This is a genomic window from Aquirufa aurantiipilula (assembly GCF_019923745.1).
Taxonomy (GTDB): Bacteria; Bacteroidota; Bacteroidia; order Cytophagales; family Spirosomataceae; genus Aquirufa; species Aquirufa aurantiipilula.
The window spans coordinates 338902-360895 of the sequence record NZ_JAANOG010000002.1; the positions used below are offsets into that span (position 1 = coordinate 338902).

Below are 21994 nucleotides of genomic sequence, written 5' to 3' on the forward strand. Positions count from 1 at the left end.
GCTTTTTTGAGTTTTACTAATGATTCCAAATATTCCCAATATTTTTCGTCGGTGGAATGATATAATAAGTCAATGGGCCCAACATCAATTGGGAGTATTTCTCATTTGCTTGGCCCTTTTTGCTGGTTTTTCCATTCTATATTTTCCCAAAGTTATTCAGAAGCGCATGGATAATTCTTGGACAAGTAATGATAAATATATGATTGATTTTGTCAATCGAAAGATAGAACATCCATTAGTGGCGATGTTGGGGAATGATTCCAGAGAACATTATGCCAAAAGGGAATTGCGCATCACGCCTTATTTGATAGGGAAGGTGTTTCATTTGAATGCAATACGACTGTTCTATTTACAAGTTTTATTATTGCCTTTCTTTTTATTTCTGTTTTTTAATTTGGTTCGAAGGCTATCAGGAGGAGACGCGCCCATAGCTTTTTGGTCCACAGCCTGTATACTATTTACTTATGTAGGGCATTCATTTGTGTACGATACGCTATTTTACGATTCCTATGCTTTTGTGTTTTTATTGATAGCCTTCTATTATTATGATCGCATTTGGTCTGTTTTGGCCTTAGTTTTAGCTTTTTTTGTGGATGAGAGAAGCCTATTTCCCGCATTGAATATATCCTTGTTGTATTTATTTCAAACAGGTATTCCTCTAGGGAAATGGTCTGTGATTTTGAAGGATTTTTTATGGAAAAATAAAGGAACACACTATCTTTTGTTCAGCTATTTTTTATACGCCATTGTGCGTTATTATTTATATTCTAATTACCATTTAAATACCCCCGTGGGAAAACATGCTGGTGTACAGCTGGGATTTGCTTTTTTGCATGGATACAAATTGCCATATGCTCTATTTTCAGCTTTGAAATGGGCGATAATTTTACCCCTTATCGCCATGGTGTATTTCGTCAAGCATCGGATTTGGACGGTGGCTTGTTTTTATTTTGGCACTTATTTAGCCTCATTTTTAGCGGCCACGGCGGTTGACGATGTGACACGAAGTCTCACCTTTTGTTTCCCCATAATCTTCGTACTTTTTTTATTGATTCATCGTTTAAAAGAGCAAGAGAATGCTCGGGTATTAATTTGTCTTTTGTTTTTAGCCAACTTTTTGACACCAACTTACACCTTGCTAATGCATTTAGAACGGATTTCTCCGCTCAATTGGATTTTTTAAGTACCAAGCTCCTTGATTCGTCGAGACTTTAGTTAATTGATTTCCCTAAGCGGATGCTTTTTACTATTTTAGCACCCAAATTTTGAAAACTTACCCGTCAAACACCCAACCATGAAATATTTGATACTATGTTTTACCGTGTTCATTTCAATACAATTACATGGTCAGGTATCCATCGTTTTTCCTCATAATCGGCAAGTTTTTCAACGTGATGCTAATAATGAAGCTCGTTTATCCATTTTAGGAAATTGTTCACAAGAGATTAGTTCGATTCAATATAGGTTAGAGCCCGTAAAAGAAGGCCAGGGAACATTAATTAATTGGACTAGTATCAATACTAAGCCAGTAGCTGGCTTTTTTCAAGAGATCATTACCGCCAAAGGAGGTTGGTATACCTTGAAAATCAGGACTTATCAAGGTACTCAATTGAAAGATTCTACGCAATTGGATCGAGTGGGTGTAGGGGAGAATTTCATTATTTCGGGTCAATCCAATGCACAGGGAGGGAATAGTCGTCGTGCCACAGAAAGTTCATCTAAAGACGACCGTGTCAATGTGGCTAATGTGTATAATTATTTTAAAGATTTCAATAATTCTCCTTTTTATCGCTATTTAGGTTTTTTAAATACGGATTTTCCATTTACAGATTTTCAACATTTAGATGATAAAACTACAATAGGTCCCATGGGTTTATCCAATTATTATTGGGCTAGATTAGGAGACCGTTTGGCAGAGACTTACAATGTTCCCATTTGTTTTATCAATACAGCTTGGATGGCAACCGTTATGCGAAATTGGTATGAGTCATCCTTACCTAATGCCAAACCATCACCTAATCCTTTTGATCCAAACATTTCTTATGATGCCGGTTTTCCATTTAAGAATTTAAAACGAGCTGTAGAACTTTTTGGTAAGAAAAATGGAGTTAGGGCTATTCTTTGGCACCAGGGGGAAACAGACTCATATGGATACCGTTTAGACCCATTGGAGATACGGAAAGTGAAAACGGATACCTATCAACAGAATTTTAAGGATATGATCAAAAACTTGCGGACACAAACAGGGGTGGATGTCCCATGGTTAGTTTCCCAAGTATCCTATGCAGCTGGACTAGTGAATGGAGCATGTAGTGTTTCCTATACGGATGATTTGTTGCTTAGAAAGCAGGGTGACATGGTGACGGAAATTAGTGGTATTCCAGAAATATATTTGGGACCCTACACCGATGTGGTGGAGATTCCTCGTAAGACTGATGCATTTTCTGAATGTGTCCATTTCTCTCCGGATGCCTATGAGGAATTGGCATATCTTTGGTTAGAAAAAATTTCTGGAGCTATAGCTAAAAAAGCCAAGGCGATAACTCCCAAATCCTTACCTAGTTTTTCCGTGATTTGTGATAATACCAATGCCACAACTCTGAGTGTTGCCACACAAGATAGCATTCAATGGTTCAATGAAAATGCACAACTGTTAAGTAAAGTTAATACCATTCAAATGGCACAGTCGGGAACTTATTCTATGCGCCTACAAGATGGGGTGGGGAATGAATTTAGTGTACCATTGTTCCAATTTAAACCGCTTCAGGTTCCTGCTACACCTCTTATTTTAGTCAAGGGAGATACCTTATTTTGCCAGGGAAATTCGGTAGAATTGCAGGTAGCTGCAAATTCAGATCTAAACTATGTTTGGAATACAGGTGCACAAAGTTCATTGATTACAGTAAAGGACAAAGGTTCATTTCAAGTAAAAGGAACGAATAATTACCAATGTACTACAGCATTTTCAAAGGCTGTAACTACCAAAGTTTTTGATATTCCTGCAGCTCCTGTGATTACGCAAGAAAGCCCATATTTCCTAAAGACCTCCGTTTTAAAAGCTAGTGATACCAATTTGTTTTGGGAGTTTAATCAAAATGTGTTGACGGAAAAAAGTACCATATTGCGGGTTCGTGACTCTGGGACTTATTCTTTGTATCTAACCAAAACCTATATTCCGGGACCAACTTGTGCATCTCCCAAAGCTAGTTACAGTTATACTTTGCCAGATGATATGGGGGTAGTCGTATTCCCCAATCCAGTGGTAAATTCTTTATCGATACAATCTAGAGCATCATTGGCAGGAGCCTTAGTTCGAATTTATACCCTTGATGGCCGATTGGTGATGGATTCACAAATCAGCCAAGATGGGTCAGCTCAATTGAGTGTACAACACCTTTCACAAGGCTCATACAAATTATGGGTTAGAACAAATGATCAATTGGAATACGTGAAAAACATCATCGTTAGTCATTAATTATAATCTTGTTCTAGGTATTTTTTTAGTTTGATTTTATCGTCCGACTTTTGAAAATCAGAGGCAGCTTTGCCCCAAGTCCAAAGGGTATATGATAAAACTAAATCTCTAGGTAAATCTGCTGGAATGCCAGAGCTAATGCCTCCTTTTTTAGTTTTGATTAAGACCACACCGTTGGCACCTCTAACGCCATAAATAGCGGTTAATGAAGCATCTTTTAACACTTGAACAGACTCAATGTCGTTGGGATTGATGGTGTTTAAATTACCAGTTACTGGCACATCATCTACCACATACAAAGGGCTATTGGAATTGATGGAGCCATAACCGCGAACGCGCACCATGGTGGCCCCTCCTGGAGAATTATCGTTGCCTACGGTTACGCCGGCTACTTGACCAATCATCTTTTGATTGACGCTAGCGGCATTCACATTGGCTAAATTCTTATCCGTTAATTTGGCAGGAGCGCCATTGTCTTTGGCTTTTTCTTTGGCAGGAATTCCCGCAAAATTCTTTTGAATGAACTCAATGCCTACACCGGCTTGTCCAGCAGTATTCTTCGCTTTATGAATTTTTATTTGCTGTATTTGATGAATCGGGATGACAGTTGTGTCATAAAATGGACCTTTGGTAAATACATCCTTGGGGTCGTACAGGTAGATGAATAAACTATCTCGACGAATCGAAAAAGTTCGACTTGCTTCCAGTGCTTGGCTTTTATTCGCTAAAGCACTGGAAGAGGTCGTTTTGCTGAAATACGTACTTAAAATCTGACTAACTTCTTGAGGAGAGGTGGAAGCTTGTCCACACACGGAACCACTCGCAAATACAAACAGGGAAAAGAAGACGTATTTCATGGCTTTATGAGTTAATTAGAGTTAGCTAAGACCTTGGCTGCTTCTCCTAATTTTTCATAGGAAAGAATCATGGATCTTACATTATGGTAGTTAATTTTCCAGGAGTGTGACATATGTCTCCAGATAGGTTCACCCTCTCTAGTCATCAAAGGCCACCACTCACCGGTGTTAAAATTAATCATTTTATCGAAAACAAAACGATGTACCTGACGATAAGCTTTTAAGAAGTCTTGATCTTTGGTTAATAGGTAGGCATCAGCCATACCAATCAGCATTTCAGCCTGTTGCCAAAATTCTTTTTCTTTATCATAGACTTGTCCATCGTGAGAACCTTCTACAAAAACCCCTCCAAATTCCCAATCGATTCCGTGTTCCATCGAATGATAAAAGGCTTTCTTCAGATTGTCCAAGTAGTCGGCTACTGGGAATTTACCTACACGAAGAGCGTGCATCAATAACCAACCGAATTCGGAGTTGTGACCATAAGATGTATTATCTACAGCCGAGGCTTTTTGGCCACCTTCGGCAAAACGGTCCCATCCCCAAACAATGTCGAATTTGATTTGTGGAGCCACAGACCAATCAGCCCAGAATTGAGGAACACCTGTACCGTACACTGGATGCATGATTTTTTGGATTAAAATATCAATGGATTCCTTCAATTTTCTTCGGTGTACTTCTTTGCCACTGGCTTCGTATAAAGTGGTGAATGCTTCCATTAAGTGCATGTGTACGTCCAAGGTTTTGCGATCGCCACCCGGAGAACCAGCACCCATCAATTCCCATTCTTCGGAGAAAAACTCCCAATAGCCGCCCAAATTGGTATCAACAGCATATTTTTGAAGTAGATCAAAGGTCTTTTCAGCATAAGCTAAACCGATTGGGTCGCCGGTGGCTAGGGTATATTCACTTAAGCTATAGATTACAAAACTATGTCCATAACCGATTTTCTGTTTGTTGGTGGCATTTCCTTTACGGTCCATCATCCAATAGAAACCACCATTTTTCTCGTCCCACATTTTTTCAATCAGGTATTTAACCCCATGTTCGGCCATTTCCTTCATGATAGGTCCACCGAAACCGTGACGGTAGGCTTGAGAATAAGTGAATACAGAACGTGTTTGGGCGATTAATGATTTTTCATCAGTGCCAGAGTCATTTCCAAATTCATCAAAATGGGTTAAGTAGCCACCGTATTCTTTATCGATGGTTCTTTTTGACCAGAAAGGCAATAAATGCGCTTCGGTATAGTCTTTAATTTCTTTTCTTAGGGCTTCAATTTCTTGAACATTCATGGTTATAATTGGTTTAGATCTAAAATTTCTTGAGGAGTGGCTTCGCCTGTTTCGCCTAGTTTATGTATAGAAATATGCGCACACAAGGTAGCAAATTCACAGGCTTCTTGTATACTGGCTCCTGCTGCTTTGGCTGCAGAAAATCCTGCTACAATCATATCACCTGCACCCACGGTATCAATGGGGCCTTTGGCAGGAATGCCAGCTTGCCAATGGAAATGATCATGGTCCGCATAAATGAGCCCTCGATCACCCAAGGTTAGCAAAGCACCTTGTCGGCGGTTTTTGACCCATTCTTTAACAATGTCAGGCAGTTTTTCACTGTCTTCCAATAAAGCGGGGTTGATATGTAATAAATGGGCTAATTCAGATTCATTGACTTTCAGAAGGACTTGATTGGCAAAATTCCCTAAGCTACGTAAATCGGCTAGGCCTATTTTGTGTGCCTTATTCATGGCTGATTGTAGCTTTTCAAGCAAATGTTGGTTCAGTAAAGGATATCGAAATTGCTCGTTGATAATTACCCAATCGTATTTATCAAGCTGATTACAGAGGGAATCCACTAAATCTTGACTGGCCTGAACGATATCTTTTTCTTGTGTACCAAAGTCGATCCGATTCAATTCCACCTCTCCCTGCATGGGTTTGGAGTAAGTAGGAGTGTCCATACTTGGCAGCGACTTAAGGTTCTCGGCATGAATGCCTAGATTTTGGCAGTGGAAATTCATATCTCGACCAAAAATATCGGAACCAATCAGTCCAAAAGCAGAGGTAGGAACTCCTAATGTAGCTAGGTTTTTGGCTACATTTCCTGCTCCACCTAAACCTGTTTTGGGGGTTTTGGCCCAATGTACTTCTTTTCTTGTTTCGACAGAAAAGTCGCCGGTTTCTTCTGTTTTTTGGAAGTAAAAATCAATGGCAAAATCTCCAATGACCGCAATTTTCAAGGATTGAATACGGCTTAGGATGTTCCGTAATTGTTCGGGGGACATGCGTAAATGGTATAGATTGAAATAATAGGTTTATAATGATGTAAAGCTAAATAAAAATCGTCAAAAGGGAATTGTAAATTGTAAATGATGAATTATAAATGATCGACGGATTTGATAACATTCTACATTCTTAATTCTTCATTCTACATTCTTCCTTTTTACCGGTATCCATATTTCTTCTTCAGAATTTGGGTCATTATTTTTATACTTTTCTCCTAAGACCTCAAAATGTGGACGGTAATCGAGTTTATATTCGGAAGCAGGTAACCAGGTAGTGAAAATATATTGAAAGATTTGAGGGTCAGCAAGACCTTGGTACTTGAATACCGCGTACAAACCACCTATTAACAGGAGGCTTTCCATGCCTTGGGGAATTGGGGCAGATGGACTTACCTCGATGCATGCCCATTTTACAAAATGGTTCATGGGAGAAAATTCGATAAAATAGTTGGTTGGGTAAATTTGCAAGGAAATCAAATTCGAAGTGTAAGCGTCGGATATTTCATGGCGTCTGGGCATGAAAGTAGCCCAAAGTTGACTTGTGGTATTGGCGGCCAAACTCATTTCTTGATGTATACCTATGAGTCTTTTTTCTGGAAGGATTTCAATTCTAGGTGTCATGCTTGGATCAAAATAGCGGATGAATTATGATTTTTTTAACATGCTCTCATAGCATTTAATCCAATCTTCTACAGTTATTTTTTGAGCCAATTTTGCAATTAATGAGAAAGGGATATCATCCATTTTTTTGAATCTGACACAACTTTTTCCCATGTCCAATTTTGATTTGGCATGTTTCGGATATTCATCTTGAAACCATTGAAGTAGCTTTTCGTTGGCATACATGCCCATGTGGTACATTGCAATGAAGTTTTTTTGTGAGGCGATGCTCAAAAAGGGTAGGGGCTCATCGGTTTTACAATGGTATCCAGCAGGGTATATGGATTTGGGTACGACATAGCCAATCATCCCATAACTGATGGTTTCTTCAAATCCTGGAGGAAGATGATCCAATATCGTTTTTCTTAACCTAGCGATGATCACTTTCCGATCATCAGTTAAGAGGTTTTCATATTCATCTGGGCTTAGGGCTTGGTTGGACATGAGAGAGGAGATATAAGATGAATTAGGGTAAATCTAAGGTAATATGTTTTTAGATTGTTTTTATCCCACATGAGCTCAAAAATTGATATGTACTATCATAAAGATCTAACGGTCTTGTCTGATCTAATTGGTCGCCATTGGGAATGAAAATAATTAATCCTTGCCTAGCTCTTGTCATTAATACTCTGTACGAATTTCTTATATAGGATTTATTAATTTCATTTACAATTCCTTTCCATTTTGTTCCTTCGAAAGATTGGTAATTCCATTCACCATTTTTGAAGTAGAAATTAATATCCCAGGCTAAGCAAACGTAATCTATTTCCAACCCTTGTATATCAAATTCTGTGGCAACAAGTTCTAAATACTGGGAAGAACGTACGTCTCTTGCATCGTTCAAGAACCAATCCTCTGCCGTAATCTCATTTTTTACATCAATACCAAGTGGTCTTAATCTTCTTCCACCTGAGCTTCCAATTATTCCAATTCTTTCAGTACCTTTTGCATTTTTTCTTAGCCATCTTTTTGCGACAGAAATATCTCTAGTTAGAAGTATGGGGAATTGATTATTGATTTCAGTTAAAATTGATTTTGCATTATTAGCATTGCCTTCGATTAATTTATGAACAAAACTTGATATTTTTTCCGATCTAAATGAACGAACAGATACAGATAGATGGAGTTCTTTTTCAGAATTCCCAGTTTTATTTAACCAATCTTTCAAAGATTCATTTCCTAAATAGTCTTTATCATCGGTGATCATATTGGAATAATATATTATCCAATTGGGATAATGATTTTTTAAGGCTAAGATCCATTCGGATAAACCTGCTTCCCCAGTATTTATTTCTTGGCCTCCTCCAATGAGACATATAATTGTGCAATAATTTTCATGTCGATTCATTACTTCAATCAAGAATTCAGGTTCAGACATGTGAAAATCCGTACCTTTTGATTTCATGAATGAAGCCGCTTTTTCTCGCGTCCAAGCACGTTGGGCTTCATCAAAGACAACTACTTTTTCATCTGGAGCATGTAGAGATATTAAATTATCATCTCTGAAATGATGAATATTTTGTATGAAGGCATTGGCTTTTATTACGGAACTTTTTTTTGTCAATTTTTTGCCATTTTCTTTGGCTTGCAATACTTCATCTCGAACCAAAGCTTCTCTCAGTACATAAACCAAAGGGCCATTCCCAGAAAGAAAAACAGCATTTTCATCTTCATGAGCTTTTCTTCTTTCGTTTGCAATGTTTAATCCTGCAAGGGTTTTACCAGCTCCAGGTACTCCAGTCAAAAAACAAATTGATTTACTGTGTGATGTTTTTGATTTTTCAATAATACGATTTATACATTCTGTTGTTTTGGTTAGGTTAATTGCACCTGAATCACTTCGTGAAATTTCAGTAACAGAATGACCCCTATATAAGGCTTGTGAGGCTTCAATGATAGTAGGTGTTGGTTTATATGTCGATTTTTCCCACTTAATAGGATCTATTTTCGTGCTATTGCTCAATCGAAGTGTTTGATTAATATTTTCAGTAAGGTTAGATTGATTAGCAAATATTGGGTCTAATAATTGATTTTCAATTTCCCATTTATTTTGAATGTTGGGTGCTTTTGTTGATATCAATAAAGGAACAATTTTTTCATAATGACTTCCCTGATGAAAATTTTGTAAATCTAAACAGTAGTCAACAGTTTGTTCTATGGCATGTTTTTGATATTCAGATTCGCCAACTTTAAATTCCATGACAAATATAAAATCATCAAGAAGTAAAATGTTATCAACACGTTTTCCCATCCTAGGAATAGAAAACTCAAAGTATATAGTACCTCTTTTAAATGGAATTAGCGTAGCCTTGAGGATTTCAATTTGCCTCATCCATGCATTACGCTGTAAATTTTCGGTTGCAAATGAATGATTTCGAATTAATTGTCCAAGTATCTTGTCGTTATCGTCAATCAAGAAGTTGGTAACCGAATTTGAATAGTAGCTTCTTGTCATCTTAGGTTTAGATAATTAGTGAATATTGTAGAATTCTAATTGAATTAGGCAAGCTTGTTTCTAGAAATTATTGAACACTTTGGTTTGAATATTGTAAATGCAATTTAAGCCTTTTGATAATTTAAAATGCAAAACATTGAAAATGAATCCCATGTGAAAGATTTGTCAAATTTTCAAAATTTGACAAATCTAAACCACTTGGAATCCTTTTACACTTTATTTATTGTGGAGGAAAAACAAAGTTTGATAAGGTAGCTGTATCATTCAATGTACCCAATGAAATTTGGATGCTATTGTTACTGTTTGCAGAAATTGATGTGTTCCCATTATCTGAAGAAACAAAAACAAATAATCGGTCAATACCTTGACACAAGACTGAGCCATCTGGTGAAGCGGCTGCACTTTGCCATAATCCATTGTAAATCATAAGGGTATTTCCACCAGGAACGTTGTATGATGTAGACACTCCATCGACAACTGCCACAAAGGTTCCACTTACAATCGTCCAACCTATACAATTAGGATTGTCTATTGTACGTATTGGGTTCGTCAATGGTCCTGTTTGAACATGTAGAACATAGGTGTTTCCTGTTGTAGGAGAAACAAATGTGTATTTTGCTTTTAAATTTGACATTTTAAATAGATTAGTACTCCTACTCTTTGGCTTTTCGGTTTCCGCCTCTCATTGAATTGACTGAATGAGAACAGTCCGTTTTTGTGGTGGTATCTGCTCCACATGTTTGAATTTCTGTCACCCTGGATGGTCAATCCTTTTTGACCCGAATCAATAATTTTTTACCCATCTAAATTTGTTTTTATGGGCCGAGATTTTTTGCCTAATCTACTTTTTCTCTTTAAAAAGTTTAATCTCTTAATCCGCGTGTTACGTATTATTTTGTCAAGAGAAATTTAAATTTTTGAGATTCTATGTAAAATCGCCCTATTAGGTAGGATATAGGGATTATGTTCTGAATTTTAAATGAGGCTTTTGTTTGTCAACAAAAGTTTAAATTCTTCTGATTTACCAGATTTGATGTGATTTTGTCTGAATTATTGACGCTGGACTTGGGTTGAATCCTTAGATTTAGATAAGAGGAATGTCTTTCGAAATGGATTAAGCGAATCCTTGGTGCATCAGAATGATGCGAATTGATGAGGCAATGGTATTCAAGCTGTGTAATGCAGCATTTTATAAAAATTTAGCGTTATCAAATATTCAAAATTTGATAACGCTAAACGATTATGATCAAAACTGCTTGATCAAGGGGAAGTATTCAATGCTTTTTCTCAATGGGTATATGGGTAAGGTCGTCATAAGGATTTCTACTTGCTCTTGGTCTATATTTTTGAATACCAACACTGCTCCATTTTTGCTTTGACGTAGAAAAAAGTTTTCCAAAATACCCTCTTCTTTCCATTGAGCAATTTTGGCTTGCTCGTGTTGAATGATTTCTTGAAAATTGGTCGGGAGATTGTCGATGTCAATGGTCAAAATAGCTTGAATGCAATTCATGATATATATGTTTATTTATTTAAAAATGGATAATCAATATAGCCATAATCTTGACCACCATACATGGTTGCACGGTCAGCTTGGTTCAATTCGGCATTTAATTCAAATCGTTTGGGCAAGTCGGGATTCGCTAAAAAAAGTGTACCAAACGATATAAGTTTCGCAATGCCTTTTTGCAATTCCGCTTCTCCTGTTTCCCTTGTATAACCCAAATTGGCAATCACGGGATGTTGACTGATTTTTCCAAATGTTTCGATGGAATCACTTGGGTAATTGGGAAACTGCTCAAGTGAAAAGGGTACATGCATGATGTGGATGTAGGCCAATGGTAATTTGTTCAATTCTTGAATCAAAAGGCTAAATTGGCCCACTGGATTTTGGTGTGAAATACCATTATACGTGCTAGTTGGTGAGATACGTATGCCTACTTTATCCTCTCCAATGGCTTGGACCAATTCCTGCATGATTTCAACGACAAAACGATTCCTATTTTCATCATTACCTCCATATTCATCCGTTCTTTGATTGACACTGTCAGCTAAAAATTGATTAGGTAAGTATCCAAAGGCAGAATGCAATTCTACTCCATCAAAACCAGCTTCTAGGGCATTGATAGCAGCTTGCTTGTATTCTTGAATGATGTTTTTTACCTCTTCTGTGCTCAATGCTCTCGGCGTCTCATAATCTTTCATACCTTCCATCGTAAAATGTTGTTGACCCTCAATAGCCACCGCGGAGGCAGAAACTGGCAGTTCTCCATTTTTTACTAATGAATGTCCCACACGTCCTGTATGCCATAATTGAGCATAAATGACTCCACCATTTTCATGAACGGATTGAGTCACTTTTTTCCATGCGGCTATTTGTTCGATCGTGTAAATCCCTGGTGTCAAAGGACTTCCCAAGGCTTGCTTGGATATGTTAATCGCTTCAGTGATGATTAAACCAGCACTGGCACGTTGGGAATAATATACTTGTGTGGATTCACCGACAAGTCCATCGACAGTAGCCCGACTCCTAGTCATGGGAGCCATCACCATGCTATTTTTTAGGTCGTGTTGACCTAATTTTATTGCTTCGAGTAATTTCATTTTTTAGCTTTTTGATTATTTTCTTGTAAACATAAAGTCATTACTTTACTTTTGAAAGTAGTTACACGAATGTACAGTAGTAACCCAAGGTAAAGCAATGCTTATAATCAAATAGTTATGGGAGAAAATAATTTAAGTATTTCAGAAAAAACATGTTCCTTGAAGGAAGTGTTGGATATTATTGGCGGTAAATGGTCCATGCCAATCATTTATATTTTATCGAAAGGTAAAATGCGTTTCAAAGAATTAGAACGCTCAGTTGAGGGTATTAATACCCGAATGTTGGTCAAGGAATTGAAAAATATGGAAGTGAATGGCATAATCACTCGGGAGGTTTTTGCGACAGTTCCGCCGACAGTTGAATATACCCTAACCTCGAAAGGAGAAAAACTACTTCCCAGTATTGCTTCTTTGCATCAATGGGGCCAGGAGTTTGCTTCTGGAATGTAGAATGAAGAATATAGAATGAAGAATGTAGAATGGGAAATGTAGAATGAAGATTTAGTTTATAGTGAAGGGGCCTACAGGCATTTGCCATTACTAAATAATTTATAATCCAACATTCCTTCCCATTTCTTGTCGCAAATTTGTAAATTTACCTTTCGTTTCCACCTTTAAAATATTAGTATTTTGGCCTTAATTAAATCAATCTCTGGAATTCGTGGTACTATTGGAGGAAAGCCTGGTGAGGGCTTAAGTCCAATCGATGTAGTTACTTTTGCTGCTGCTTATGGCACTTGGCTGCGTCGCAATAATCATCCATCTAACTCCATTGTATTGGGTCGTGATGCACGTATTTCGGGTGAAATGGTTTCTTCTTTGGTAGCGAATACCTTAATTGGTTTGGGTTGGAATGTACTAGATATTGGTTTGTCAACTACTCCTACGGTTGAACTAGCCGTCCCTTGGACAAAAGCGGCAGGTGGTATCATCATTACTGCCAGTCATAATCCTGCTCAATGGAATGCATTGAAGCTCCTAAATTCAGATGGAGAATTTATTTCAGATGCTGATGGGAAGGCTTTATTGCAAATTGCAGAACAACAAGATTTTCAGTTTTCTGAAGTATTTCAATTGGGGAAAATCACTCAGGACGATACTTTCTTGGATCAACATATTCAACATGTGCTTGATCTTCCTTGGGTGGATGTCAATGCCATTGTTCAATCTAAATTCCGCATTTTAGTGGATGCTGTGAATTCCACAGGTGGCATCGTGGTGCCTCATTTATTAAAAGCCTTGGGTGCCGCCCATGTTGATGTAATTTTCGGTGAACCTACGGGTCATTTTGCCCATAACCCAGAACCTTTACCTGAAAACTTGACAGACATGATTGCCAAAATGAAGTCAGGTAATTATGACTTAGGTATCGTGGTGGACCCAGATGTGGATCGTCTTTGCTTCATTAATGAAGATGGAACACCATTTGGAGAAGAATATACCTTGGTGGCTGTAGCTGATTATGTTTTGTCCAAACAAATTGGAAACACGGTCTCTAACTTGTCGTCCACCCGTGCTTTACGTGATGTGACCGAGTCAAAAGGTGGGCATTATTTTGCGGCCGCTGTGGGTGAAGTGAATGTAGTCAACCAAATGAAGGCTCAAAAGGCCATTATTGGTGGAGAGGGAAATGGGGGAGTGATCTTCCCGGAATCACATTATGGACGTGATGCTTTAGTGGGTATCGGTTTATTTTTAACGCATTTGGCAAATTCTGGGATGAAGATTTCAGCATTGAGGGCATCTTATCCAGCCTATGTGATTTCAAAGAATAAAATTGAGCTTTCTGCCAAACTGAATGTGGATTTAATCCTTGATTCGATTGCCAAAGCCTATCAAGAATACAATGTTAATACGATTGATGGAGTCAAAATTGACTTCCCAGAGGGATGGGTGCATTTGCGCAAATCCAATACTGAACCTATCATTCGAATATATGCGGAAGCTTCTACGGAAGAACAAGCCAACACTTTTGCTCAACAAATTATGAATGCGATTGAAAAAATCGCACAGTCTTAAAATTTATGTCAAATTCTGTCACGCCCATCTATTTGGACAATGCAGCTACCACGCCCATTGACCCTTTAGTTTGGCAAGAAATGCAGCCGTATTTTGAAAATTTCACGGCTAATCCCTCATCGATTCACTCTCATGGCCGACAAGCCAAAGTGGCGATCGAGCGCGCTCGCAAGACCATTGCGACATTACTAAATGCCTCCCCATCCGAGATATTCTTTACTTCAGGTGGTACTGAAGCGGATAATACCGTGATTCAATCTACCGTGTTATACGGTGGGGTAAAGACCATCATTACTTCGCCATTAGAGCATCATGCTGTTTTGCATACGGCAGAGGCTTGGTTGAAACTTGGTTTGGTGAATCTTAAATTAGTTCAATTGCTTCCCGATGGCAGCATTGATTTAGCGGATTTAGAGCGTCTTTTGCAAGAAAATCCTCAGGCTTTAGTTAGTTTGATGCATGGTAATAATGAAATTGCTAACCTACTAGATTTGAATGCAGTAGGTGCTCTTTGTGAGCAATACGGAGCCATATTTCATTCTGATACTGTTCAAACTATGGGACATTATCGACATGATATGTCGCAATTACCCGTACATTTCATTGTAGGTGCAGCACATAAATTTCATGGTCCCAAGGGTGTCGGTTTTTTATATGCCAAAGCTGGTTCGAAATTCCATCCACTGTTACATGGTGGCGCGCAAGAGCGTAATCAACGAGGAGGTACAGAAAATGTCTATGGGGCTATAGGTCTAGCCAAAGCTTTGTCGATTGCCTATGAAGAAATGGATGCCCATGAGGCCTACATCAAAGGCTTAAAGGCTTATTTCATTGAAGGATTGAAACAAGCATTCCCGAATGTGGAATTCAATGGTAAATCAGGTGACGTAGAGAATAGCCTTTACACAGTTCTCAATGTACGATTTCCTCAGGTAGTGGATGGGGATATGCTTTTGTTTCAATTGGATATCGAGAAAATTTCCGCATCAGGAGGAAGTGCTTGTTCGAGTGGAACATCCGTTGGTTCTCACGTCCTTTCAGCTTTGAATCCAAATGCGACAGGTGCAGCCGTTCGATTTTCTTTCTCAAAAAACAATACCCAATCGGAGATCGATCGGGTATTGGAGGTATTAAAGAAATTGATTCCTGCGGCTTAGTAAGCGCGAGCAAAAATAACACGTTGTTTCGATGGGTTTCCAGTAAGGATGCATTTTCCTGCAACTTCCTGGGAATCCAAAGGAATACAACGAATGGTGGCTTTAGTCAATTCCTTGATCTTTTCTTCGGTCTCTGGACTTCCATCCCAATGGGCCGACAAGAATCCACCCTCCTCTATTTTTACCAGAAATTCATCCCAAGTATTCACATCAAAGGTATTGGAAGCTCTGAAATCCAATGCTTTTTGATAGATGCTAGTTTGGATATCGTCTAAGGTATCTACAATCACTTGCTCAATGTCTTCAAATGGCAAACTGGTTTTTACACGGGTATCACGACGAGCCAATTCAATGGTGCCATTTTCAATATCACGGTTACCAATCGCTAAGCGAACAGGTACTCCTTTTAATTCATATTCAGCAAACTTAAAGCCAGGGCTTTGGTTTTCAGATACATCAAATTTTACCGATATGCCTCTTTTCTTCAAAGCGGCAACCAATGGATCAATTTTGGATTTGATATTATTCAATTGCTCTTCACCCTTGTAAATTGGTACAATCACCACTTGGATAGGAGCTAATTTTGGAGGCAATACCAAACCTTGGTCATCTGAATGAGCCATGATTAAAGCTCCCATCAAACGGGTAGAAACACCCCAAGAGGTACCCCACACAAACTCTTGTTGGTTGGCTTTGTTCAAAAACTTCACATCAAATGCCTTAGCAAAATTTTGTCCCAAAAAGTGGGAAGTACCAGCCTGCAAGGCCTTTCCATCTTGCATCATAGCTTCGATGCAATAGGTGTCTTCAGCACCAGCAAAACGCTCATTAGCCGTTTTACGACCTTTAATTACGGGCATCGCCATGAAAGTCTCCGCAAATTCAGCATAGATGTTCAACATCTGTTCTGTTTCATCTACAGCTTCTTCTTTGGTAGCATGGGCCGTATGCCCTTCTTGCCAAAGGAATTCGGCAGTTCTCAAGAACAAACGAGTACGCATTTCCCAGCGCATAACATTAGCCCATTGATTCATCAAAATAGGCAAGTCGCGGTAAGATTGCACCCAGTTTTTATAGGTAGACCAAATTACGGTTTCTGAAGTCGGACGAATGATTAATTCTTCTTCCAATTTCGCATCTGGATCCACAATTACTCCGTGGCCGTTTGGGTCATTTTTTAGTCGGTAATGGGTCACTACAGCACATTCTTTAGCAAAGCCTTCTACGTGGGAAGCTTCTTTGGAAAGGAATGATTTGGGGATCAAAAGGGGAAAATAAGCGTTTACGTGCCCTGTTTCTTTGAACATATCATCCAAGGCTCTTTGCATTTTTTCCCAAATAGAATAGCCATAAGGTTTGATGATCATACAGCCACGAACTGCTGAGTTTTCAGCTAGGTCGGCACGCTTCACCAATTCGTTATACCATTCGGAATAATTTTCAGCTCTGCTGGGTAAGGATTTACTCATAAAAATAGCTTGTCGCGTAATTAATTAAATATTTATTCGTTTTATTTGTGTTAATATTATCACTCAACGAACGATTAGCGACAAAGATACGTTATTGTCCTTAGTTAAGCTTATACTTTTATCTCTAAGACCATGAAAAATCAACTAATTATCTTGTCTTTTCTGGGTATCGCGGCTTTATTTCAGGGCTGTGTGACCATTCAGGTCAGTCCATCAGGAGAAGTTGCCAAGAAGCAATTTGCTTCAGATGATTTGTATGATGCACCCCAGCGTGCGGTGGCTTCAACTAAAAAAGTAAAATCGGATTATTTGAATTTTGATGACAATACGGTTGTCATTGAGGAGGAAGAGGGAATTGCGGAGCAGTCGACATATTTGAATTCTAGAAGTGTTTATAATTACAACAATAGTGTGAATCCTAACACCTATAACCAAGTGTATAATAGTGGTTATAATGCAGGATTTAATACCGCTTCGGCTTGGAATAACTGGTATGTAAATCCCATGATTAGCTTTGGTTATGGCTTCGGATCTCGTTGGTATTCGCCTTTGAGTTCATATAACATGATGATGAACCCTGCTATGGCTGGCTATGGCATGATGTATGATCCATTTTTGTATGGTTCTTCTTTCGGCTTTGGATCCGTTTATGGATTTAATTCTTATCGCTATTATGATCCCTTCTATAATCCATGGTCATTCTACAACCCATACCGTAATTTTGGTGGGGTAGTGAATAATAATTACAATTACTACAACTCATTGGGTTCAAGTGGTTATAATTACAATAATACCACGGTAGATCCTCCACGTAAAGTGAATTATGGACCTCGCGATGCTGCTTCTTCCAATAGAGGTTCCTATGGAGATTCATTCTCCAATACGCCTAGAAGTGGCAATAATTACTACAACAATCAAGGTTCAAATCAGCCAAGTACTTATTCTAACCGTTCGGTAGGAACACAAAGTAGCGAGCGTTCAGCTGCGCCAAGAAGAAATAGTAATGTAGAATACCGCTATGCGGAACCATCTCAATCACGCCAGACGGAAACGTTTTCTAGACCTTCATATAATTCTGGAGGAGGATCTTATGGTGGAGGAGGAAGCACAGGTGGTGGAGGCGGTGGCGGAAGTTCACGTGGACCTAGGTAATTTTTGATCTTATGAAAAAGTATATTTTAACAATCGTCTTAGGATTGTGTTTACCTAGCTTTGTGTTTGGGCAGATTTACACATATGCCAATTTGGCCAAATACTTTTCTTCTAGCTATGGGACAGGTACTGCTCGTATGCAGGCTTTGGGAGGTACATACAGTGTTTTAGGAGCTGATATTAGTTCGATTGCTGGCAATCCTGCTGGTTTAGGATTTTACAATCGCTCAGAGGTACATGTGAGTATGGCCCAACAGAACTCCTCCACTAGTGCGGAGTATTTGGGGAGTACAGCCAAACAAACAGATGCATTATTTCATTTACCCAGTTTGGGTTTAGTCTTGGCAGGAGATCCAACTACCTATAATAAATGGCATGGAGCTTTTGGTATCAGTTTTTCTAGACATGTAGTCTTTACTCAACCAATATATGTGACTGGAACGAATAACCGAAGTTCATTATTGGATTCCTTTATTGAAAAGGCCAATGATAAAAAAGCTACAGGGGCTAGTTTAGATGATGAATATAGTCCAGCAAGCAATTATGCGGATAGTCCAGAAGCCGCAGCTTATCAAGCTTATCTGATTGATCCAAATGCAACTTCAGGAGGTGTTCCTTTTACTCGATATGAGCCAAATTTGCCAACCTCCCAAGTAGGAGAAGTCGTAAATTCAGGAGCTTTGAGCAGTTGGAATTTTAGTTATGGGGCATCCTATATGGACAAATTATACATTGGAGCAGGTTTGCAATTTTCTAAAATAACTTCAACAACTACCAGTAATTGGACAGAAGAATATGTAGGTGGACGCTATGTGGCGGGAATGAATTACCGTGAAAATTTGGTTACCAATGGTTCCGGAATTTCCTTGTCGCTAGGTATGATATATAAATGGACGCCCAATTTAAGGGTGGCATTTAATTTCCAAAGTCCAGCTTATTTTGATCAAATGACTGAGCGTTATGATGCACGCATTAGCCCAACAGTCAATGGAATTCCATCTTATGATTCCAATGGTGTTCCTATCATCATTACCAAGGTTAGACCTGTATATGTAACTCCGAATGAGTTTACTTACCAAATGACATCACCAATGACCTTATCTGGTGGCTTGGCTTATTTCTTTGGGAAAAGGGGCTTTTTGAGCATGGATTTGGCATATGTGAACTATCCTGGTATGCGCGTTTCTTCAGGCGAATTGTCCTCATTGGCCAACCAGCAGTTTCAAGATAAGCACAATGGACAGATCAAACGAAATTTTGATTCTGCATTGAACATTAAAATTGGCACGGAGATTCGGGTAACTTCGAATTGGAATGTGCGAGCAGGAGTTGCTCAGTTTGGAGGCGGATATGCTAGTACTTATGATAGTATTGATCGCAATAGCTTGCAAATTTCGGGTGGTATTGGATACCGCACTTCTTCCTTTTACATTGATTTAACAGCCGTTCAGCGTACTGCAAAGGATGGGTTTACTCCATATAGCTTAAAAAATGCTGCAGATTATTCTTCAGCCATGTTGACCAAAAATAACCTGCAGCTAGTTTTAGGAGCGGGAATTTTATTTTAATTACTGAACAGGTACGTAGGATTCAATCAACCACAATAATTGGTTGACACTAATTTCTCCATCCACTTGAATGTCGGCTTGCTTATAAAATGGAAGTCGCTCTTCAAAAGTTTTTTTGATGGTTGCTATAACGGCTTCCTCGCTTTGGCTTTTGTCCAATAATGGGCGGTTATTTCCTTGAGCCTTATACAATCTTTTGGCTAAGTCATCCAATTCAACATTCAAGAAAATACTGATACCATTCTTTTTCATGTATTCCATGTTATCAAAAAAGCAAGGTACCCCTCCACCTGTGGCGATGACCATGGATTGATCTGGTTGGAAGCCATGTAAAGTTTTGCGTTCTAATTCACGAAAATGCGCTTCTCCCTGGTTCGAAAAAATTTCTGAAATAGTTTTTTGTTCCCTTGTTTCAATCAGCTTGTCCATGTCCGTAAAACTAAATCCTAAGTTTTTCGCTAATTCTTTACCAAGAGTACTTTTACCCGATGAGGGCATACCTATTAAATAAATATTTTTCATTCTTAATCTGTTGTTAATAAACTTTGGTCTATGTCTTCGATACTAGGCAGGTGGTAGGCAGACCATTTACCACGTACAGTTCCTTGGTTGAGTAACCAAAGCCCTGGGCTAGAACGAATGATGGTTTTTAATACTTTAGTATCCACAGACATGGCTGGGAAATTCAATTGATACTCATGTCGGATGGCATTGACCTCTTCATCGGAGGAGGCACTCAATAGCCATACCGTAATTCCTTTTTTGCTGGCTTCGTTGGCCAGTATGCCAATTTGTTTTAAAGCTTCCAAATGAGAATGATGTACATTGGGAATGATGACCATGAGTTTCTTTCCTTTGAAACTCTCTGCGGTATAATCCACTGTATCGTTTTCTACCCAAATTCGGTAATCTGTAATTAAAGGTCTAGCTTCTTTTTCATTCAAGGCTTGCATGGAAACAAAAACGGCTTGGGTATCAGTTGGCATTTCAGTTAAGGTTTCCTCCTTACCATTGATTTTATACACATAGGAAAAGCGCAAAGCTTCTCTGGATTTCATGTTTTGGGGTATATTATCACCTATTGCATAGGGAAGCCCATCGTTTATAGGTAGGTAGAAATAGCAGTAAACACCTAATGTAACGCTGATGACAGCACTAATAATGACCGGACTGAGATTCTTGTTAAATGACTTTACCTTGTCGGTAAATAATAGACTAAGTGCCAAAACAAACAAGAATACATCTTTAAAGAAAGAGGTCCAAGGAGTTAATTTAATTGTTTCACCGAAGCATCCGCAATCAGTAACTTTATTGAAATAGGCTGAATAAAAAGTTAAGAAACCGAAGAAACCTAAAAGGCCTAAAAATGTCCAAAGTACTTGTTTAGTTCGATAATTTGCCCACAAAGCAATACCTAAAACAATTTCTAGACTACTTAATAGGATGGATAATGGTAGAGCAAAGGGAATCCAGAATTTCCAAAAACCTTCCATGGCTGGAAAATCTTGGGAGAACACATCGAAATATTCTTCCAATTTTAATTGGGTGCCAATCGGGTCGTTGAGTTTGATGAGACCTGAAAAGAGGAAGATAAAGACCAATAAAAAAGTAGCGATTCGACTGTATTGCCGCATGTTATTGGTGGATTATTGTTGTTGGATTTGCATTTGCTCTTCCTTGATTTTAATCAAACAGAAGACAGCGTAATTCAGCATGTCTTGGTAATTTGCTTCTACACCTTCTGAAACCAAGGTTACACCAAGGTTGTTTTCGATTTGTTTGGTGCGGAAAATTTTCATTAAAATGAGGTCTGTCATGCTACTCACGCGCATGTCGCGCCATGCCTCACCGTAATCATGGTTTTTATTGCGTAAAAGTTCTAAAGTAGTTTCTACTTGATGGTCGTAAAATTGACTTAATTCTTCAGCTGAAAACTCCATTTGTTCTGAATTTTCAAGCGACTTTTGAATTAAAGCAATAATGCAGTAATTGATGATTCCAATGAATTCACCCTCGATACCATCTTGGATTTTTTGTTCTCCTTTTTCTTGAATGCTGCGTATACGCTGCGCTTTAATAAAAATTTGATCTGTTAAACTGGGCAACCGTAGAATTCGCCAAGAAGTACCGTAATCTTTGTTTTTTTTATCAAACAAGGCTTTGCAGTGTGAAATTACTTGTCGATATTCGATTTCAGTTTGGGAAGGCGCATTGTCCCTGTTCATAGGAGAGGATTAGTTTACAAATCTCTTTTTTTTCAGACTACAAAAATATTTAAATTATCCTAAATT

General features: G+C 38.5%; 20 protein-coding genes. 7 read left to right on the forward strand and 13 right to left on the reverse strand.

Annotated features, from left to right (window positions below):
* The first annotated feature begins 19 nt into the window (after positions 1-19).
* Together G9H60_RS03395 and G9H60_RS03400 are read left to right on the forward strand one after the other, a co-directional pair.
* Positions 20-1183 (forward strand): hypothetical protein, encoded by a 1164-nt coding sequence (locus G9H60_RS03395; protein WP_223142693.1) that lies wholly within the window; start codon positions 20-22, stop codon positions 1181-1183.
* Positions 1184-1294: 111 nt separating this feature from the next.
* Complete coding sequence (locus tag G9H60_RS03400; RefSeq protein WP_223142694.1) at positions 1295-3475, forward strand: sialate O-acetylesterase; 2181 nt, start codon at positions 1295-1297, stop codon at positions 3473-3475.
* Here the strand turns inward: G9H60_RS03400 and G9H60_RS13540 are convergent.
* The 9 genes from G9H60_RS13540 to G9H60_RS03445 all read right to left on the reverse strand — a co-directional run bounded on the left by G9H60_RS13540 (position 3472) and on the right by G9H60_RS03445 (position 12338).
* Positions 3472-4332, reverse strand: a complete 861-nt coding sequence (locus tag G9H60_RS13540; RefSeq protein WP_223142695.1) for a TonB-dependent receptor plug domain-containing protein — start codon at positions 4330-4332, stop codon at positions 3472-3474. The two genes, G9H60_RS03400 and G9H60_RS13540, sit on opposite strands and share 4 nt — an antisense overlap.
* An 11-nt stretch (positions 4333-4343) precedes the next feature.
* The gene (locus tag G9H60_RS03410) at positions 4344-5627 is read right to left on the reverse strand and encodes an AGE family epimerase/isomerase (RefSeq protein ID WP_223142696.1); all 1284 of its coding nucleotides are present in this window, start codon (positions 5625-5627) and stop codon (positions 4344-4346) included.
* 2 nt (positions 5628-5629) lie between these two features.
* Complete coding sequence (locus G9H60_RS03415) at positions 5630-6619, reverse strand: bifunctional heptose 7-phosphate kinase/heptose 1-phosphate adenyltransferase (RefSeq protein ID WP_223142697.1); 990 nt, start codon at positions 6617-6619, stop codon at positions 5630-5632.
* Between the two features lie 138 nt (positions 6620-6757).
* On the reverse strand, positions 6758-7240 hold the full coding sequence (locus tag G9H60_RS03420; protein ID WP_223142698.1) for a GyrI-like domain-containing protein: 483 nt from the start codon (positions 7238-7240) through the stop codon (positions 6758-6760).
* A 24-nt stretch (positions 7241-7264) separates the two neighbouring features.
* On the reverse strand, positions 7265-7723 hold the full coding sequence (locus G9H60_RS03425; RefSeq protein ID WP_223142699.1) for a DUF1801 domain-containing protein: 459 nt from the start codon (positions 7721-7723) through the stop codon (positions 7265-7267).
* 49 nt (positions 7724-7772) lie between these two features.
* The gene (locus tag G9H60_RS03430; RefSeq protein WP_223142700.1) at positions 7773-9734 is read right to left on the reverse strand and encodes a DUF2075 domain-containing protein; all 1962 of its coding nucleotides are present in this window, start codon (positions 9732-9734) and stop codon (positions 7773-7775) included.
* Positions 9735-9954: 220 nt separating this feature from the next.
* Positions 9955-10368: a hypothetical protein gene (locus G9H60_RS03435; protein WP_223142701.1), complete on the reverse strand. Its 414-nt coding sequence runs from the start codon at positions 10366-10368 to the stop codon at positions 9955-9957.
* A gap of 612 nt (positions 10369-10980) precedes the next feature.
* Entirely contained in the window at positions 10981-11247 is a 267-nt protein-coding gene (locus G9H60_RS03440; protein ID WP_223142702.1) for a hypothetical protein, read from the reverse strand.
* Between the two features lie 11 nt (positions 11248-11258).
* Positions 11259-12338 (reverse strand): alkene reductase, encoded by a 1080-nt coding sequence (locus G9H60_RS03445; protein ID WP_223142703.1) that lies wholly within the window; start codon positions 12336-12338, stop codon positions 11259-11261.
* Positions 12339-12455: 117 nt separating this feature from the next.
* Here G9H60_RS03445 and G9H60_RS03450 point away from each other — a divergent pair, with 117 nt between their 5' ends.
* The 3 genes from G9H60_RS03450 to G9H60_RS03460 all read left to right on the forward strand — a co-directional run bounded on the left by G9H60_RS03450 (position 12456) and on the right by G9H60_RS03460 (position 15514).
* The gene (locus G9H60_RS03450) at positions 12456-12788 is read left to right on the forward strand and encodes a winged helix-turn-helix transcriptional regulator (protein ID WP_223142704.1); all 333 of its coding nucleotides are present in this window, start codon (positions 12456-12458) and stop codon (positions 12786-12788) included.
* Positions 12789-12968: 180 nt separating this feature from the next.
* A complete protein-coding gene (glmM, locus tag G9H60_RS03455; protein ID WP_223142705.1) occupies positions 12969-14357 on the forward strand; it encodes a phosphoglucosamine mutase in 1389 nt (462 codons plus the stop codon).
* Positions 14358-14362: 5 nt separating this feature from the next.
* Positions 14363-15514 carry a cysteine desulfurase family protein gene (locus tag G9H60_RS03460; RefSeq protein WP_223142706.1) on the forward strand — a complete coding sequence of 384 codons (1152 nt, stop codon included), beginning with the start codon at positions 14363-14365 and terminating at the stop codon, positions 15512-15514.
* Here G9H60_RS03460 and proS read toward each other — a convergent pair.
* Positions 15511-16983 (reverse strand): proline--tRNA ligase, encoded by a 1473-nt coding sequence (gene proS, locus G9H60_RS03465; protein WP_223142707.1) that lies wholly within the window; start codon positions 16981-16983, stop codon positions 15511-15513. The genes G9H60_RS03460 and proS overlap by 4 nt on opposite strands.
* A gap of 132 nt (positions 16984-17115) precedes the next feature.
* On the opposite strand from proS, the gene G9H60_RS03470 reads away from it, so the two are divergent.
* Together G9H60_RS03470 and G9H60_RS03475 are read left to right on the forward strand one after the other, a co-directional pair.
* Positions 17116-18135, forward strand: coding sequence for a hypothetical protein (locus tag G9H60_RS03470; RefSeq protein WP_223142708.1), 1020 nt, complete (start codon positions 17116-17118; stop codon positions 18133-18135).
* Between the two features lie 11 nt (positions 18136-18146).
* Positions 18147-19703, forward strand: a complete 1557-nt coding sequence (locus tag G9H60_RS03475) for a hypothetical protein (RefSeq protein WP_223142709.1) — start codon at positions 18147-18149, stop codon at positions 19701-19703.
* Here the strand turns inward: G9H60_RS03475 and G9H60_RS03480 are convergent, their stop codons facing one another.
* The 3 genes from G9H60_RS03480 to G9H60_RS03490 are packed head-to-tail and all read right to left on the reverse strand — an operon-like array spanning position 19704 to position 21928.
* Positions 19704-20225 carry a shikimate kinase gene (locus G9H60_RS03480; protein ID WP_223142710.1) on the reverse strand — a complete coding sequence of 174 codons (522 nt, stop codon included), beginning with the start codon at positions 20223-20225 and terminating at the stop codon, positions 19704-19706.
* Positions 20226-20227: 2 nt separating this feature from the next.
* Positions 20228-21337, reverse strand: a complete 1110-nt coding sequence (locus G9H60_RS03485) for a BT_3928 family protein (protein ID WP_223142711.1) — start codon at positions 21335-21337, stop codon at positions 20228-20230.
* A 12-nt stretch (positions 21338-21349) separates the two neighbouring features.
* Positions 21350-21928 (reverse strand): DUF1599 domain-containing protein, encoded by a 579-nt coding sequence (locus G9H60_RS03490; RefSeq protein WP_223142712.1) that lies wholly within the window; start codon positions 21926-21928, stop codon positions 21350-21352.
* Positions 21929-21994: the final 66 nt, after the last annotated feature.